Source organism: Pseudovibrio sp. POLY-S9, from assembly GCF_001431305.1.
Taxonomy (GTDB): Bacteria; Pseudomonadota; Alphaproteobacteria; order Rhizobiales; family Stappiaceae; genus Pseudovibrio.
The window spans coordinates 44,178-61,466 of the sequence record NZ_LCWX01000037.1; the positions used below are offsets into that span (position 1 = coordinate 44,178).

At 50.2% G+C, this 17,289-nt stretch carries 17 protein-coding genes; 11 read left to right on the forward strand and 6 right to left on the reverse strand.

Going from position 1 to position 17,289, the window contains the following annotated elements; genetic code table 11:
• On the reverse strand, positions 1 to 1,942 hold a 1,942-nt coding region (uvrB, locus tag PPL9_RS02375; protein ID WP_057461140.1), incomplete at its 3' end, for an excinuclease ABC subunit UvrB.
• Between the two features lie 334 nt (positions 1,943 to 2,276).
• Between uvrB and PPL9_RS02380 the strand changes: the two genes are divergently transcribed.
• A complete protein-coding gene (locus tag PPL9_RS02380) occupies positions 2,277 to 2,762 on the forward strand; it encodes a hypothetical protein (RefSeq protein WP_057461141.1) in 486 nt (161 codons plus the stop codon).
• 5 nt (positions 2,763 to 2,767) lie between these two features.
• A complete protein-coding gene (locus PPL9_RS02385; protein WP_057461142.1) occupies positions 2,768 to 3,268 on the forward strand; it encodes a hypothetical protein in 501 nt (166 codons plus the stop codon).
• Positions 3,269 to 3,322: 54 nt separating this feature from the next.
• Here the strand turns inward: PPL9_RS02385 and PPL9_RS02390 are convergent, their stop codons facing one another.
• The 3 genes from PPL9_RS02390 to PPL9_RS02400 form a co-directional block, all read right to left on the reverse strand.
• Positions 3,323 to 4,564: an outer membrane protein transport protein gene (locus PPL9_RS02390; RefSeq protein WP_057461143.1), complete on the reverse strand. Its 1,242-nt coding sequence runs from the start codon at positions 4,562 to 4,564 to the stop codon at positions 3,323 to 3,325.
• A 614-nt stretch (positions 4,565 to 5,178) separates the two neighbouring features.
• Positions 5,179 to 6,363, reverse strand: coding sequence for an outer membrane protein transport protein (locus PPL9_RS02395; RefSeq protein ID WP_057461144.1), 1,185 nt, complete (start codon positions 6,361 to 6,363; stop codon positions 5,179 to 5,181).
• 638 nt (positions 6,364 to 7,001) lie between these two features.
• The gene (locus PPL9_RS02400) at positions 7,002 to 7,940 is read right to left on the reverse strand and encodes a heparan-alpha-glucosaminide N-acetyltransferase (protein ID WP_208989119.1); all 939 of its coding nucleotides are present in this window, start codon (positions 7,938 to 7,940) and stop codon (positions 7,002 to 7,004) included.
• A gap of 259 nt (positions 7,941 to 8,199) precedes the next feature.
• Here PPL9_RS02400 and PPL9_RS02405 point away from each other — a divergent pair, with 259 nt between their 5' ends.
• Together PPL9_RS02405 and PPL9_RS02410 are read left to right on the forward strand one after the other, a co-directional pair.
• Positions 8,200 to 8,571 (forward strand): septal ring lytic transglycosylase RlpA family protein, encoded by a 372-nt coding sequence (locus PPL9_RS02405; RefSeq protein WP_244272115.1) that lies wholly within the window; start codon positions 8,200 to 8,202, stop codon positions 8,569 to 8,571.
• A gap of 115 nt (positions 8,572 to 8,686) precedes the next feature.
• On the forward strand, positions 8,687 to 9,664 hold the full coding sequence (locus PPL9_RS02410) for a DUF1402 family protein (RefSeq protein ID WP_057461147.1): 978 nt from the start codon (positions 8,687 to 8,689) through the stop codon (positions 9,662 to 9,664).
• Positions 9,665 to 9,711: 47 nt separating this feature from the next.
• On the opposite strand, the gene PPL9_RS02415 is transcribed toward PPL9_RS02410, so the two are convergent.
• Positions 9,712 to 10,377, reverse strand: a complete 666-nt coding sequence (locus PPL9_RS02415; RefSeq protein ID WP_057461148.1) for an MBL fold metallo-hydrolase — start codon at positions 10,375 to 10,377, stop codon at positions 9,712 to 9,714.
• A 547-nt stretch (positions 10,378 to 10,924) separates the two neighbouring features.
• Here PPL9_RS02415 and PPL9_RS34690 point away from each other — a divergent pair.
• From PPL9_RS34690 to PPL9_RS02445, 6 genes are all read left to right on the forward strand, one after another.
• Positions 10,925 to 11,575 (forward strand): cold-shock protein, encoded by a 651-nt coding sequence (locus PPL9_RS34690; RefSeq protein ID WP_057461149.1) that lies wholly within the window; start codon positions 10,925 to 10,927, stop codon positions 11,573 to 11,575.
• Positions 11,576 to 11,772: 197 nt separating this feature from the next.
• Positions 11,773 to 12,627 carry a 23S rRNA (adenine(2030)-N(6))-methyltransferase RlmJ gene (rlmJ, locus tag PPL9_RS02425; RefSeq protein ID WP_057461150.1) on the forward strand — a complete coding sequence of 285 codons (855 nt, stop codon included), beginning with the start codon at positions 11,773 to 11,775 and terminating at the stop codon, positions 12,625 to 12,627.
• 178 nt (positions 12,628 to 12,805) lie between these two features.
• Positions 12,806 to 13,330 carry a hypothetical protein gene (locus tag PPL9_RS32945; protein ID WP_208989120.1) on the forward strand — a complete coding sequence of 175 codons (525 nt, stop codon included), beginning with the start codon at positions 12,806 to 12,808 and terminating at the stop codon, positions 13,328 to 13,330.
• Between the two features lie 89 nt (positions 13,331 to 13,419).
• Positions 13,420 to 13,947: a menaquinone-dependent protoporphyrinogen IX dehydrogenase gene (gene hemG, locus PPL9_RS02435; protein ID WP_057461151.1), complete on the forward strand. Its 528-nt coding sequence runs from the start codon at positions 13,420 to 13,422 to the stop codon at positions 13,945 to 13,947.
• A gap of 165 nt (positions 13,948 to 14,112) precedes the next feature.
• A complete protein-coding gene (locus PPL9_RS02440; RefSeq protein ID WP_057461152.1) occupies positions 14,113 to 14,730 on the forward strand; it encodes a glutathione S-transferase family protein in 618 nt (205 codons plus the stop codon).
• 5 nt (positions 14,731 to 14,735) lie between these two features.
• Positions 14,736 to 15,368 carry a glutathione S-transferase family protein gene (locus tag PPL9_RS02445; protein ID WP_057461153.1) on the forward strand — a complete coding sequence of 211 codons (633 nt, stop codon included), beginning with the start codon at positions 14,736 to 14,738 and terminating at the stop codon, positions 15,366 to 15,368.
• A gap of 56 nt (positions 15,369 to 15,424) precedes the next feature.
• Here the strand turns inward: PPL9_RS02445 and PPL9_RS02450 are convergent, their stop codons facing one another.
• Positions 15,425 to 16,090, reverse strand: coding sequence for an outer membrane protein (locus tag PPL9_RS02450; RefSeq protein WP_057461154.1), 666 nt, complete (start codon positions 16,088 to 16,090; stop codon positions 15,425 to 15,427).
• A gap of 394 nt (positions 16,091 to 16,484) precedes the next feature.
• On the opposite strand from PPL9_RS02450, the gene PPL9_RS02455 reads away from it, so the two are divergent.
• The coding region (locus PPL9_RS02455; protein WP_208989121.1) for a calcium/sodium antiporter at positions 16,485 to 17,289 on the forward strand (805 nt) is incomplete at its 3' end.

A 17,289-nucleotide genomic window follows, 5' to 3' on the forward strand; every position in this document is an offset into this window, starting at 1 on the left:
GCTTAGTCAGCGTTGTCACCAGCGTACGGAAGCCCTTGGCCGCCTTCTCGCGCACTTCGCCCAGCAGATCATCCACCTGCGTCTTGGCAGGCCGGATTTCAATATCAGGATCAGTCAGACCAGTCGGGCGGATAACCTGCTCCGCAAACACACCGCCGCTTTCATCCATCTCCCAGTTGCCAGGCGTGGCTGAAACCGCAACCGTCTGTGGCCGCATCGCGTCCCACTCTTCAAACCGAAGTGGCCGGTTGTCCATACAGGACGGCAAGCGGAAGCCATACTCCGCCAGCGTCGCCTTACGCCTAAAGTCACCTCGGTACATCGCGCCAATCTGCGGCACAGTCACATGGCTCTCATCAATAAACACAAGCGCATTGTCAGGCAGGTATTCAAACAGCGTCGGCGGTGGTTCACCTGGTGCACGGCCAGTCAGATATCGGGAGTAGTTCTCAATGCCCGCACAGGCACCAGTCGCCTCCATCATCTCCAGATCAAACGTACAGCGCTGATCCAGCCGCTGCGCTTCCAGCAAGCGGCCATGGTCATTCAGCTCCTGAAGGCGTTGCTTGAGTTCTGCCTTGATAGACTTGGTGGCCTGGTTCAGCGTCGGCTTTGGCGTCACATAGTGCGAGTTCGCGTAGATCTTCACCAGCTGAAGCTCACCGGACTTCTTACCTGTCAGCGGATCAAACTCGGTGATGCTTTCAATCTCATCGCCCCAAAGGGAAATACGCCACGCCCGGTCCTCATAGTGCGCCGGGAACACTTCAATCGTATCACCCCGCACGCGGAACGTCCCACGCTGGAAAGCTGCATCATTGCGCTTATATTGCAGCGCAACCAGATCGGCGAGCAGCTGGCGTTGCTCAATCTTCTCACCAACCTCCAGCTGGAAGGTCATGGCCGTATAGGTCTCAACCGATCCAATACCGTAGATACAGGAGACCGACGCCACGATGATCACATCATCACGTTCCAGCAGCGAGCGGGTTGCAGAGTGGCGCATCCGGTCAATCTGCTCGTTGATCGAGCTTTCTTTCTCAATAAACGTATCCGTCCGTGCCACATAGGCTTCGGGCTGATAGTAGTCATAGTAAGAGACGAAATACTCGACCGCATTGTTCGGGAAGAAGCTTTTGAACTCCCCATAGAGCTGCGCCGCCAGCGTCTTGTTGGGCGCAAGGATCAATGCCGGACGCTGTGTCTGCGCAATCAGCTGCGCCATGGTGAAGGTCTTACCAGAACCCGTAACACCCAGCAGAACCTGCGTATTATCGCCATCCTCAAGACCGGCTTTCAAATCCGCAATCGCTGTCGGTTGGTCCCCTTTGGGCTCAAATTCGGATTCCAGAACAATCGGAACCCCACCCTCGGACTTTGACGGACGCTCCGGTCGGTGCGGAACCCAGGCATCCTCTCCAGACTCATCAGAACGCCCCTGCTCAATCAGCCGTGCCAGCGCCTGAACAGTCGCTGTCGCTCCGGTAATCGTGTCTTCCTTGGCCTTCTTCTTCTTTTTCTTCGTCTCTTTGACATGACTATCAAGAAGCTTCTCAGCATCTTCCAGCGAAATATCTAACCCCGCGACCGGGTTCAAACCACCCTTGGCCCGCTCACGCGGATCACTCGTGGCCCCCATGGACGTGCCCCGCGCAGACTTGGCAGGTGCCTTCTTCGCCATGGCAGCAGGCTTTTTCGCAGCTGGCTTCGCTGCAGCTTTCTTCTTCGGGGCAACCTTTTCTTCACTCGGCTGCTCTGCTTCCTTACGAGCCTTCAGACCGGAAAGATCTTCATCAGCAATCTGGTCCGCCCAGTCAGAAACGGAACCTGACAACGGACTGCCGGAAAGTGCAGGCTGCGGAGCTTCCCCAAAGCCAGAGGAGGACCCCTCAGCTTCAGGCAATAAAGAAGAACTGGAAGATTTTGTAGGGCGCTTAGTCATGGGTGCACTATGCCGTGAGTCATTTGGAAAAGAAAGTATGTTCTTAGTTCGTTCCATCACTCTCGCCTATTCATCCTCTTAATTTCTCAGCAAAGCGTTTCATCGAAAAGTGGGAAGCCGCTCCCTACGACACGCGATAAGCAAACAGCTTTAGTTTTAAAAGAACCCGTTGCCTTCTCTTAACCAGACTGACCGCATTGAATTGAGTGATGCCTGAGGTTGCCGCAGACTGCGCCATAACAGCCAGAGCGTGTTCCACTCAATAAAACTAGTGAGGAAATCACTCTGACATCAGCTTGACGCTCATCTCTCATACCAAGCAGGAATAACAAGAATGAAAAACGTACATTTCGGACTTGGTACAGTCACCTTCATTGCCACAGCTCTTTTCCTGACCACAGCTTCCCAGGCCGCACCCCCAAAAAACGTAAAGGGCGAAGTGCTCGTTCCGCTCAACTACATCATTGGCTTAAAGGAAGACGGTTCATCAGACCCGGCTGTGACAGAGGCCTGCGAGAAAAAGTACGAATTCGGCATGGGCAAGGAGATCTTCGTCGAATACCAGATCAGCCCAACCCAAAACCGCGCAATCGCTCTGGTGGAAGACACCGAAGTCCGCCTCACTCCTCTGGGTATACCGGAGACTTACTCTTTCACTTCAGACAAGATGCCTGATGTACTTAAAAGCAAAGGCTTTCTGAGGGTCATCTATACGATGGAAGACGACTTCGACGATGAAGTGGTGCACATCATCGCGGCAGGAGACCAACCAACAGACAAATGCTTTTTGAGCACTGAAGCCTTTAAGCTGAGACAGTAAGGCAAATGCCTTTCCCAGCAATCGTCCTTCAGAACAGACCATTTCGCGAGAAAGCGGCAGTGCTGTGCATTGCTGCTGCAGTCCATTTGGGCTCAGCTGGCATGGCAAATGCACGACTGGTCACAGAAGAACTCATGCTGCCCATCGCCCACTTTGGAACAGCAGTGAGTGCCGGTTCGGCTTCCTCAGACATGACCGACCATTGTCAGGAAATCTATGATGAGTTTCGTGGAACGGCAGTGTTCGTAGATTATGAAATCGACACCAGCTCAACCTACGCCTTTGCTGAAATAGCAGTGGCAGGGGAAGTCATCAAAATGACAGCCCACCCGATCAAAGCGCACTACAAATTCTTCAGCAACAAACTACCCGACCATCTCTCAAGCCTCGGCGCTCAAGCCGTGATCTTTCGGATCAACAACAAGTTCAAACAGCCATCCGTCGAAATCCGCTTCAGCAACAACAACCGCTACGAATGCCACCTCATCGCCTCAGCCCCAAAATAAAAAAGGGCCAGAGATCACCATCCCCGGCCCCATAATTCTCAAAGACATAAAAGCTTAGAACGCAACGCGGAGTTTAGAAGAAACCGCAAAGTTCCAAGAGGAGTCGTACTCGTAGTCTGTCCGGACGGAAGAATCGCCAGCCAGAGCACTCTTATCGATCTCATAAACGCCTTCACCGGAAGTCTTGTAAATTGCGCGACCGCCAAGCGTAAATTTCACGTTCTTTGCGAAGTCGTAACTGCCCCCGAGGCTAAGGGAATAGGTATCGGAATAAGGACCGCCAATGCCTTTATCCCAAGTCACGCTACTACCAACGCTCAACTTTTCAGTGAGCTGGTGACCAACACCTGCTTCGACAATCCAACCATCAGAGTAACCCAGCCCCCTAACAACGCTGCCCGGAATTGCCCCAAGTCTAGGGTCAACACCAACGGCCGCAAGACCAGGAGCAGCAACATCAACAGCGAGTTCGTCTAAAACACTCCAGTCTGTCCACTTCACACCTAAAGTAGCCAGCCATTTTGGAGCAATACCGGTTTGGATTTTAGCTTCAATAGACTGCGGTAGGGTTGCCTTTGCAACTGAATCGTAGCTTCCCAGATTCTGAATGTTCAAAGCACCATCAAGCTTCAGATCAATTGCAGACTCGTACGCAATCATTGCCCGCAAAGCAATTTCAGGTCTCTCAAATGCAGCACCAATGCGGTAGCCATACTGGCGCTCTGAATCCACATTAATATCTGTATCTAGATCTCCAAAGCCGAGTCGACTTCCATCTGTCTTGGACAGCTGCTCATAATCAACCGTAACAGAACGCAGACCACCAAACACACGAACAAAGTTACCTTTGCTCACTTCGTGCTTGTAGCTCAGCATTGCATCGAAGCCCAAGGCATCTGCATTGGTTTCGCCAATTGCATAACGACCATTCCAGTCAAAACCAGGTTGTTCGCGGATCAAGTAAGACTGGTTGAGACGTGCGTATAAGTCCAGATTTTCCAGCAGCTCTACTTTTACAGCACCAGAAAACACTGCAATGTTTGGAGCGATATCACTTGCATCAGAATCTGTGGTTACTGCTGTCCCACCGTTTTGCGAGGTCTTCGCATTCTTGAAATCAACATTACGGTCTGCGTAAGTCGCCTGAGTTTCAACCACAAACTTCCCGTCAGCAAACAGCAAATCGTAGTCTGCAATACCTTCAGTGGACCAGCCGCCCGCAAATGCAGCAGCCGGAATCATGGATACCGCGCAACCCAGAACGGTTGTCTGAGCCAATGTCTTGAGAACACGCATGCCCTCTCCCCCTTATGTTTCCCCGTACACAGTGTTTAAAACACTGATTTTAGGTTCATTCAGTTAGGAGCACTTGCTTAAGGTACGGAAATTGCAACGCGTTTCACCCCAATGCGACACACATGCTATCCGCACTTAACGAGCATCAACGTGCCTCGCGCCAGTGCAATCCCACCAATTTGCAGAGCAAACTGATATAGTTCTGACTGCATGCATAACGCATCGGGAGAAATAATCACCCCTCCCATAGTATAAATACTACGCCATTTCGCTTGGGTAAGCTTTTCTAGACTTTAATATAACCTAAGGTAAATTAGGATGTTATATTTACTAGTCTCAAACACAGGCCAGTTAATCGTAAAGAGAGACCAAGCATTAGACGATAGTCAAACTTACCTATACGTAAATTACTTAAGAGTTTTGGGATAGGTTTTCCAACAATCCAACATGCTCATTTCTCCACAAAACTGTTGCACAAACAGCACAAATTGAGCTGCATCTTGCACAAATCACGCACAATGAGGGATTCCCCTCAAATCGTGGTACGAGCACCCAAAACAAAGAAAGCCGGAGACAATGCCCCCGGCTTCGTATTTGTGTTCTTCGCAAGTACGTCAGAACGACAAACGTACCTTAGTATTCACCGCATAAGCCCATGATGCGTCATAGTCATACTCATTGACTGTACCTGAGGCAGTATTAGTCGCATCTCCTGAGCCAGCTGTCTTGTAAATTGCAGCTGTACCTAATGTGAATTTCACATTCTTACTGGCAGCATAGGAGCCACCAAAACCGAAGGTATAGGTATCGGAATAACTGCCCCCAACACCACGGTCCCACTGCAAAGAGCTACCAAGGCTCACTTGTTCAGTTAGTGCGTGACCAATACCAGCCTTAATTGTCCAGCCATCCTTAAAATTCAGGTTTCTATGAACAGTTTCCCCAACCGGCGTACCAACTCCAGCGACTTCACTATCGACTGACAGCACATCAATCACAGACCAATCCACCCACTTAACTCCGGCGCTAACCAACCAACCTGGAGCAATACCGGATTGTACATTGAGTTCAACAGATTGGGGCAATGTCAAAGATGCGGTGCTATCATAGACCTTGTTACCACCTACAATGGTATCTCCACTCAGGTCGGATTTAATCTGAGAATCATAGATTAAACTCGCACGCATAGCATAAGCAGGCACCTCGTAAGCCACACCAACACGCCAACCATAGTCCAGCCCATCTACCTTCAAATCAACTTCTGCTGTTCCAGCTAAAGGGTGAGCCCCCTTCGAGTAATAGCTTAGATCCTGCGCCTTCACACCTGCAATTGCACGAATGTAACGCCCCTCCCCGACCTGAAACCTGTAAGCGCAGGTTGCGTCAAATGCGAGTGTCCGCGCTTGTGTCTCATAACCAGAAAATCGACCACGCCAATCAGGATCCATTTCCTCTTCAATCGATAAAGGATTATTTATGCGCGCCAGACAGTCAGCATTGTCTGTAATACCGAACTTCAGTGCACCTTGATAATTCCAAATGTTAGGCGTTGCCCGGGATGAAACAGGACCAGTAGTAACTGGCCCAAGACCAGCAACAGCGGCTGCAGTGATGTCATAATCAACATTACGGTCAACATAGGTCACAGAACCTTCAACCACGAAGTCCTCTGGAGCAAAAAGCAACTCTGATGAGCCTATGCCAAGCGTATCCCACGCACCTGCAAAGGCGGCACTTGATCCGGCCAGCACAAAGCAGCCTGCTGCAAGGCCTCGGCCTGCATTCTTCAAAACCCGCATTCTCTTCCCCCATACTCGTGAGCTTCCGGTAATTCCCCAAAACCGGACTCACTCCTGAAGGGATGCGAAGATATGTCGTGAAAGAAGAGCTCACCTCATGGAGGTGACGCTATGTTTAAAACATTATTTGAGCATAGATTACGACTATACTTCCCCCACAAGCACGAAAATCCCAACATCACTTCATAATAACTGCGTATATTTACCAAGTGATATATTATCCGTACATTTAGCGTGGTCAATACCATCTATCTGTAGTTTTGAGTATTTTTCTTCTGAAGATAACTTTATGTCAGCTGCATAATTGAGCAAACTATGACTTACTCATGGAAACGACATCTCGGGTCAGATTGTAAAAATCTCATTCAATTCCAAAGCTTACGTATAGGTAACAGCACAAAAGCGCGACCTTTTAGGAAAGGAAGAGCTCATGAATGCCCCCTTGAGATTTCAGCGACCAGAAAATGTATATTTTTTCAGAGGAATAGCCGCGCACCAGAATAGTTGATGCCCAACTCTCCGAAATTTCAGAGAGCTCTGCCTGACTGATTCACAAACAGATCGGCTAAATCAGCTTAACGCGGGCATATCTTCCTTGAAGCAGGGGGATAAAATCATATCGCAAAGGGATGCCGAACTTACCGGCGCAGACACACCTGAAAGACCTGCTGCGCGATTTCACGCACATCCGCATCATTCGGTCTTGTCAGCAAGTCCTCCCACATGCCTCGCTCTTTTATTTCAGAGGAGGTACACCGACACGCCTGCTCACACTGCCTGGCATCCACGGTCTGACTGCACGCCATCACGCAAGATTGCTGAAAGCTTCTAACCTGAACATCGCCACTGGTACCAATCACTCCAGCAGTCACGCCAGCCCAAACGATCCCAAACAGGACTGGCTGGTGCAGAAGGTAGGTCGCAAGGGAATGTCGACCGAACCACGCAAAACAACGCGAAACAACGCTCGGAAACGCAGAACCGCGCAAAAACCGCAAAAGATTATAGCGATGCAGGATATCCCCGCACCCGACACCCAAAAGCACCGGCCCAAACCATGGAATAAGTGGCACATAATCAACGGAAACTTCAGGCAAGGAGTTGAGCCCAAGCCAGAAAAACTGCCGGTATGGCAGCACATAATCCCCGAGCCAATGGTAGAGAAGGATCACCCCTGCCCCACATAGCAACGCAAACACGTAATGAACACGCAAAAACGGCAGGGCAAGAAGGCTCGACACCACGATGGAATGTAAAATTCCAAACCGAACCCATTGATCCTGAAAGATAAAATAAGTCGCAACAGAAACCGCAATTGCAGCAATAGCGACCTTGACCTCCCGGCGCCAGAAACTCTCCCAGCGGATACCGTTTTTATGCGTCAGCACCAGACTGAACCCAACCAGAAACAGAAAACTGCCCGCAATCAATTGCGCAAACAACCGCCATCCCGCAGAGCCGGACACATCCCAGTCAACAACTCCAAACCATGAAAGATCCCAGGAGAAGTGATAGATTGCCATTGTCAGGAGTGCGAGGCCGCGGGCGACATCCGCGAGGATAAGTCTTCCAGTCAATGGGTTTTGCTGCACTTTATTCCCCTATCCGGAACATGTTTGCACGGTTCACACCGCTACAAACGCGATCAATTTTTTCAATCTACATAAACCAACTCACCAACACAGAAAATCTCTCTGGTCCCTAAAACGAGGGAAACCCTGTATAATTAGCGGAGTAAAATAGCCAATAGGCTCCAGAATGTCTTGTAACAACAAAAGCTTGGCTCATCGCAATGGTCGCATTTACGATCTCCTCCTGTTCATCATCGCCATTTTGATTGTGTCTGTCGCCTTCATCCTGCGCCCTCATCAGGTGGAAATTAAAAGAACATCTCAATGCGGAGAAGCCTCCTGGTATGCCCTCACGTCTCAAACGGCGAGCGGGGAAATGATGGATCCGGCCAAGCTCACAGCAGCTCACCTAACACTGCCAATGGGCACAAGAGTTCTTGTAACCAACTTGTCAAACGGAAAATCTCTGACAGTACGGATAAATGATCGCGGCCCATATGCTCAAAACCGCTTGATTGATCTTTCCAAAGCAGCAGCCTCGGAACTGGGCTTTATTCAAAGCGGCGTAACACACGTGCGCATTTCAGTTGCCAATGAATTTAAGAAATATCTGAATGGGCATAATTGTAAAAAATAGCACCATACTTATTGCAGAAAGCAAAAATCCATATCTGAATAGATTTTTAGGATAATTCATCTAGACATAAAGCAATCAAAACCAACAGCAATTAATAGTGCAGAGTTCGATTGCTATGACATTACACCGAAAAGCAAGTGCATTTATTCTAGCAACAGCCCTAATATTATCTTCACCTGACTTATTGCTAAGTTCAGCACAGGCGAATGTTCCGCTTAAGGTTCCCGCTGGCAATCGTCTTCAAAGCCAGCCAACCATCCCCAGCGCATCCGCAACACGCACCAAAGCCTTTAATCGAACCTATGAAATAAAGTTCCAGCGCATTCTCAAAGTGCTTAAACGAGAAGGTCGCCTGATCAAGAACATCAAGAAGGTCGCCAGTCTGTACAACATAGACCCGGTCCACATTCTGGGAGCGATCGTCGGAGAGCATACTTACAATTATGATAGCCTCGACAGCGCTCAGGGTTATTACATGAAGGCTCTGCAATACGCGCGAATTCCCATTTCTTTCCAACATGATGGCGAGAAAGTCTGGAGTTTTGTAAAGCGTCCGCAATTCAACACATGCCGCCGTCAGGAAACCAGCAACAGCCGGTGGAGATGCTACGAACTCATTTGGAACACAAGGTTCATGGGCAAAACAATCGGCTCGGTTCGCTACCCGCGAGAGCCCTTTCACAGGGCCTTTTTCAGACCAATGTTCGCAGGCCAAAGCTTCGGTTTAGGCCAGATAACGCCGCTCACAGCCCTAAAGATGAATGACATGGTCAGCAGCATCAGCGGCCTACCAAAACTCAGCTCAAAAGATGCCTCTGGCCTTTACAAAACGGTGATGGACCCAAACAAATCAATTCACTATACCGCAGCAGTGCTTAGAGACGCCATCAACGCCTACAAGAAGGTCGCTAACGTCGATATTTCTGAAAATCCAGGCATCACGTCGACCCTGTATAATCTCGGAAACCCTTGGGAGCGCGCCATTTCCTATCGGAATAAGCGTAGAATAACACCAGCGCATTTACCGCGAGAAAATTACTACGGCTGGCTCATCAACGAGCGCATCGACGAACTCCAGGCAATCCTTCAATAAAAAAGGGGAGCTCAAACTCCCCCTTCACGCTCTCAGATAGCCATCGGCTATTTCAGATATGGGTTGTTCAGCCTTTCATGACCAAGCGAAGAAGCTGGCCCATGCCCCGGCAGGAACGTAATATCATCACCAAGCGGCAAAAGCTTTTCCTTGATTGAGGCGATAAGCGTATCATGATCACCACCCGGAAGATCAGTTCGCCCAATCGACCCTGCAAACAACACATCACCCGAAATCGCCAGTTTCAGATCCTTGTTGTAAAACACAACATGCCCCGGCGCATGGCCTGGACAGTGTAGAACCTGAAATTCAGCACCCGCAGCCGTGACCACATCACCTTCAACAAGCCATTGATCTGGTTCTACTTTTCTGACCGTGTCCAAACCAAATTGCTTGGCCTGATCTTCAACACGATCAATCAGTGGACGATCATCTTCATGAGGGCCAATCACTTTAACATCCAGCGTCTCTGCCAGTTCAGCAGCACCGCCGATATGGTCGATATGCCCATGAGTGATGAGGATATGCTCTACAGTCACATCCAGCTCTTTAAGCGCAGCAAGAATGTGATCCACATCCCCGCCCGGATCAACAACAACAGCTTTGCGCGTATTCTTGTTCCACACGATGCTACAGTTCTGCTGGAAGGCAGTGACCGGAACAACAGTTATCTGAATTCCCGTCAGATCTGCTTTATTGCTGGCATCACTCATAAGTGCTTCATCTCCAAAATCCGAATTCTTCGCACCATACAGTAATCAGATATGCCGGGCTACTCTCAGCCTCTTTTGAAACCAGCTAATATTACGGCTTTCAAATACAACCTCAAAACCAAGTCCAAACGAATACCATTTAAAATTGCAGTCACAGTCAAACATGCAAATATCATTTGTCTTCGCAAAAATATTCGATCTTTTAGATGTAAACAATAGGGTTTTATCCTCCCATTTCTGGATACACCCCCAATTTCATAGGGTTTTACCTCCGCCTTCCCTAGGAAAAGCTTGCCCTATTACCAAACTGAACCCTATTATATGCCGCGCATACGTAAAGACTGCCTATGTTGAACTGGCCACTATTATTACCCGGCCAAGCAATTAGGAAGTGTTTGCGATGCAAGGCAGGTAGGAGCTCTTAACCAAAGCCCCACTAAGACATTTGATTATTACTTTGTGTGTTTTCGGACGGGCAATTGGCTTTGAGAAAGCGAGTACATGCGGATACTGGCAGGTTTAAATCCGCAGGAAAGGCGATATTGTAATGCATAATGGGAATTCGGGTCGTCGTCCACGCAGCAAGCGAGGCGGCAAGCGCGAATTTGGGGATTCGCAGAATTTCGGCCCGGAGTTTGGGGCACCAGCATATTTTCCAGGAGATTCCGAGCGCGGCGCCTACGCGCCTCCTGTGGTGGAAAATGAACGCAGAGGTCCCTACGGTAACCGCAGTCCGGGAGGATACGGCGGAGACCGGAACAACGACTATCGCGCGAGCGGGCATGGCGACAATGACCGTGGCGGCGGGTACGGCAACCGTGGTGGAGGCGCCGGAGGCGGTGGCTTCCGGGACGGACCAAACGGTGGTGGAGGCGGAAGACGCAGCTACCCACCAGTTGAACGGGGACCTCGCCAGTCTGGCACTGTCAAGTTCTTCAAGCTGGATAAGGGCTTCGGCTTCATCACACCAGATGATGGCGAAAGCGATGTATTCGTCCATATCTCAGCTGTTGAGCGCTCCGGTCTGACGACGCTTGATAGCGGGCAGCGGATTTCCTTTGAGACTGAACCTGATCGCCGGGGCAAAGGTCCAAAGGCAGTTGAACTGCGACTGGAAGACGGGACTGCAGCTTCATCTGAACCAGCTGAAGCTCAGCCAGAGATGCGCGACGACTTTGACAGCATGGGCCAGGACTAACCATTCTGGACTTGCACTGTTGATTTACTAAAGGCAGCACTTTGCTGCCTTTAGTTTTGCGCTCACGAGAATGCTTTGCGCCTTGTGTCCCTGCCCACCATCAGACTATAAGGCCGACAACAAACCTATTAACAAGAGCGCCTCTAGAGAACTCCACCCTGGCAGCAGCGCGCGATAAAGGCCAACAGGCGCCCACCATGAACTATCGGCACATTTACCACGCAGGCAACATTGGCGATGTACTCAAACATATCGTCCTCGCCAACATCTTGAAGTACCTCCAGAAAAAAGATGGAGCCTACAGAGTACTGGACACGCATGCCGGAGTTGGCCTGTATGATCTGACCTCTGAAGAGGCCCAGAAAACCGGAGAGTGGCAGCAAGGCATCGGCAAAGTGCTGGAAAATCTTGGCGAAGCGCCAGGTCCTGTGAAAGAAGTTCTCGCTCCCTGGCTGGAGACCGTCGAGACTCTCAACCCGGGTGGTGGCGTAAAATTTTACCCCGGCTCCCCTGAAATTGCCTGTATGCTCGCCAGAAAACAGGACCGTCTAACACTCACAGAACTTCATCCAGAAGATTTTGAAGAGTTGAAGAACAATTACGGCGGGGACAAAAAGGTCAAGGTGATTGCACTGGATGCCTGGCTCGCATTGGGTAGCTTCCTCCCCCCAAAAGAAAGACGCGGTGTCGTCCTGATCGATCCGGCCTTCGAAGTGGAAGATGAATTCGCACGCGTTGCAGATGGTGTTATCCGCGGTTGGAAGAGATGGCCAACCGGAACATTTGCCATTTGGTATCCGGTCAAAAACTTCAGTGCAGTTCGACAACTCATTGCTACGCTTGACGAAGCTGGCGTCCGCAACACTGTGAAGATCGAATTGTCGGCAGGTAAAGTCAGCAAGGACGCACCAATGAAGGCCAGCGGGATGATGGTCATCAATCCTCCTTGGACACTCACAAAAGACATGAACACCGCTCTGCCATGGCTCTGCAAAACGCTGACGCAAGGCATCAACCCGTCATGGAACGTAGAGCAGGTTATTCCTGAGTAACCCCTCAGAACCTTTGATTGACCCAAAACAGCAAATCACTGATTGCTAGAAGCGCAGGGCCAAAGCTCATGCGCTTTTAGTATCTCGTCGCGCCTCACAAAGAGGCTGGTGCATAAACGCTTCCTGCAAGCAGCTGTCCGCTGTTTCAGACCAGCCAGCCTTTCCGTGGAGAGTGTTAATGCGCGCGAGATCAATCCTAACCCTATTGACTGCAACTGTACTGAGTGTTGCCACTGGAACGACATTTGCTGCTGATCTGGTTCCTCCGGGGAGCTATGACACAACCATCCCCCAGATAGACGAAGAGGATTTCATCGATCCAAATGAGAAAGTCTATTTCGGTTGGTCCGGCGACTATCTGCCAGCCTGTGGCTCAGGCAAGGCGCAAAGAGCCGTCGCACGGCAAATCGCACGTGCTGTTCCAAGTTATTATGACGGACTAGAGATCAAGCTGATCGAAGAAATTCACGAGTCAGATTTCACAATCAGGCGCCCAAGTCCAGTGGGTCGCCGCTATTGTAATGGCGTCGCAACGCTGACCGACGACACCCGCCACCGCATCTATTACGCACTGGTGCAGTATGATGGCTTCCTCGGCCTTTCATGGGGTGTCAGAGCTTGCCTTGATGGTCTCGACAAATTCAGGGTCTATGACGGTGAATGCCGGACGGTTCGACCAGAGCAGGAAATCATCCCTCGCTAACGCAGCACCTTGCTACATCATGCCTCGTAGGACTGATAGCGCTTGAGACTTATATTAGATCTCAGCACAGTCCTACGGGTTCACAACTGATGAAATACTATCTCGCCTACGCCAGTCATGATGGCCAGACCAAAAAGATAATTGGCAAGATCTCAGAGTTTCTTGAAAAGAATGGAGAAAACATCGTCTTCCTCCCTCTTGTAACAGGGATGGAACAGCTCCCACCTGATCTGAAGAACAATCGAATTCTCATTGGAGCCCCTATCCGCTATGGCTTCCACTTACGCCCGGTTCGCCAGTTTATCAGCCGCAATTTGGCAGAGTTAAATCAGGCACATGCAGCTTTCTTTTCAGTCAATCTTACGGCCAGAAAGCCGGAGAAGAGCACCCCTCAAACCAACGCATACCTCAGGAAATACTTAGAGAAATCGAAGTTTGAGCCAAAGAAGGTCGCCGTCTTCGCAGGTGCTCTCAACTACCCTGACTACAAGCCGTGGGATCGAGCGATGATCCAACTCATCATGAAGATGACCGACGGCCCGACAGACCCCAAACTCACTGTCGAATTTACCGATTGGAACGCTGTCGAGCATTTTGCGAAGGAACTCACCCAGTAGCTGCAAGCTCTGACACAATCAAATCGAAGTCCCTTGCATTATTGGAAGAAACACGGATATCGTGCAGACCACTCAATTCTCCTAGAGCGTATCACCGAATGCACCTCCGGGTTTCGGATAAAGATGCGCGTTGCAACAAGATCTAGTGTTTTATAGGTGGCTGCCATGCAAACTCTCCGTTCCTCCAGCGCTTCTCCATTTGGTCGTAAAATCAAGCTCGCACTGTACGTGCTAGGCTTCGCAGACAAAGTAAATGTTGAAATCGCACAGACACTCGATCCCAATGACACGCTCCGCCAGCAAAACCCACTCGGCAAAATCCCGTGTCTTGTCCTTGAAGACGGCAACGTACTCTACGACAGCCGCGTCATCACTGAATATCTGGACTATACGGCTGGTGGCGAGAAGCTGTTTCCAGCAGGTGCTGAACGATTTGAAATTCTGACCAAACAAGCTCTTGCAGATGGTATCTGCGATGCGGCAATCCAGATCGTTTATGAAAGCCGTATGCGCCCGGAAGAAAAGAAACATCAGGACTGGGTGGACTACCAGCAGGCCAAGGTTGATCGCGCACTGACAACCTTCGAAAACAACCCTCTGCCAAAGGTCCAGCATAATTCTCCGGATGCAGCTCAGATAGCCCTGGCCTGTGCTCTTGGATATCTTGATCTCCGTTTCGCAGGTGAATGGCGTAAATCCTATCCAACACTCGTTGCATGGCTGGATGACTTCGCTTCTAGCGTCCCTTCATTCGACAAAACCAAAGCTGAGCCGGGAGCTTAGGCAGAATGGTCATACTCCGCACGTCACCAACCTCCCCTTATGGACGCAAAGCCCGTATCGCTGCTGCCGTTCTGGGACTTCAGGAACAGGTGAAAGTCGATTGGGCTGACACAAGAGCATCCGAAGGCTCTTTGTACGAGCAAAACCCGCTTGCAAAAGTCCCAACACTTCTGCTGGAAAACGGCGATATCGTCTACGACAGCCGCGTCGCATTGGAGCTGCTCGACACTCTGGCTGGCGGGGGTAAAATCATCCCGGCAGACGACACCCGCATCTCAGTCCTGACAAAACAAGCAATGGCAGATGGCATCACTGATGCCGCCATTCAAGCTCAGATTGAAACAAGGAACCACCCGGAAGAGCACTGGAACCGGACCTGGATCGACCGTCAGCAAGGAAAAGTTGATCGCACATTGACAGCCTTCAATGACCATCCTTTGCCAACTCCAACGGAAACCAACGGCATTCCGGACTGCGCCCAGATCGCACTTGCTTGCTCATTAGGTTATCTCGACTTACGCGCAAATGGGGATTGGCGGCAGAACAACCCGAAACTAGTTCACTGGCATGATGCTTTTGTTGCGCAAGTTTCCGCCTACAACGAAACGCAGGCACCAGAAATGCTTGAGAGAAGCTAAAAACGAAAAAGGCGCATGCCGGAAGCATGCGCCTTTAAAGCAGAAAATCAGTTCAATTAGAACTTCATGGAAACGCCTGCGCGTACCAGGTTTTCATCAATCTTAGTTTTCTCAGTGTTGCCACCGAAGTCAAACTTCTGATCGCCGAAATCCTGATACAGGTATTCAAGGCGAGCAGTCAGAGTGTCGGTTACTGCGTGTTCAACACCAGCACCTACAACGTAACCAATAGCGGTTTTCTCATCTTTGCCAGAAGCGGATTTTGCAGTCAGGTCTTTGAATGCAGCACCACCTGTACCGTATACAAGCGTACGGTCGAGAGCGTAACCGGCACGTGCACGAACGGTTGCATTCCAGTCGGACTGCAGCTCTACGCCAGCGCTTTTCTCTTCAAGGTCGTTGTACTGAATGTCAGCTTCAGCACCCAGGACAACACTTGGAGCAACCATGAAGTTGTAACCGGCATGAACGCCCGCAGTTACACCATTCTGGTCGTCATCCAATGCACCGGATGCACCGCTTTTGCCATCAGCGCCGAGGAATCCCCAACCAGCGTTGGCACCAATGTAAGCACCGGACCAGTCATACGCAGAAAAGGTCGCTGGTGTTTCATAAGAAATTTCTGGCTGACTTGGCTGTACTGGCTGAGGGAGGTCAGCAGCAAGGGAAGTGCCGGCCATCAGACCGAAAGCAATAGCGGTACAAGACGCAATACGCAGCATGTATCATTCTCCAACAAATTATAAACGGAGCGCATGAAACGCATCCGCTGGGGGAAGGCGATCAAATGAGACCGCCCCGGGATGGAGAAAGGTATGATTTGACTTTGTGGCTGGATCTGACACGAATTCTGGTTAATTCAAGGCAAACTACAGAAAGAATATGGCACCTTTGACAACCTATTGTTTACGCTAGGTAATGCATACTATTTGAGTGGCCTTTTTACTATACACAAGCTGTGATCAATTCTACCGACTGAAATTTTTGCAGAGATCTGGTGTCAAAAGTGATCTGAGACACTTCAAGAACGCGCCAAACCTGTCTATATACCCGGTCAGACTCCTGTATGCCCCCTTTGGTGTAGCAAATAACCTTACATAATTGGAATTTCAGCCTATGCTTTTCTCATATGCTGCCCTCCTCGGAGGTCTCGCACTATTAATTTTTGCCGGTGACCTGCTTGTACGCGGCGCGGTGTCAATTGCTCAGGCTCTGGGAATTCCAACTCTCATCATCGGTTTGACCATCGTCGCCTTTGGTACCTCAGCACCAGAACTCTTCATCTCTCTGAAAGCTGCTCTCGACGGTGTCAGCGGTGTTGCAATTGGTAACGTTGTCGGCTCCAACATCGCAAACGTGCTGCTGTTTCTTGGCGTACCTGCCCTGATCGCAACAACACCATGCGATGAGAATGGAGCTCACAGAAACGCTCTGTTCATGCTGGTGGTCTCCGTCATCTTCGCAGCACTCTGCTTCATGGGCACGCTCACCCACTATGCAGGTATCGGCCTTCTTGTTTTGCTCGCAATCTTTCTGGGAGATTCAGTACGCGCAACCAAGAAGCATAAGAAAGAGAACGGCTCCTGCTGTGTAGCAGCTTCTGAAGGAGACGAAGAAGACGATCTTGACGTCGATTCCGTTCCAGAGAACAAAGCAATTGCTGCACTCTTCCTCGTTCTCGGCCTGATCGGCCTGCCACTTGGGGCACAATTGACCATCTCTGGCGCAACTGATGTAGCATCATCGTGGGGCGTGTCCGATGCCGTCATCGGCCTGACTGTCGTTGCACTTGGCACATCACTGCCAGAGCTTGCAACAACTGTTATGGCTGATGGGGTGGATGGCTCCTGCTCCCACCAACGCCGTAATGCGTCATACTGCAGTTGTCATGGACAGCAAACGAATGGAGCCACCCCATGCA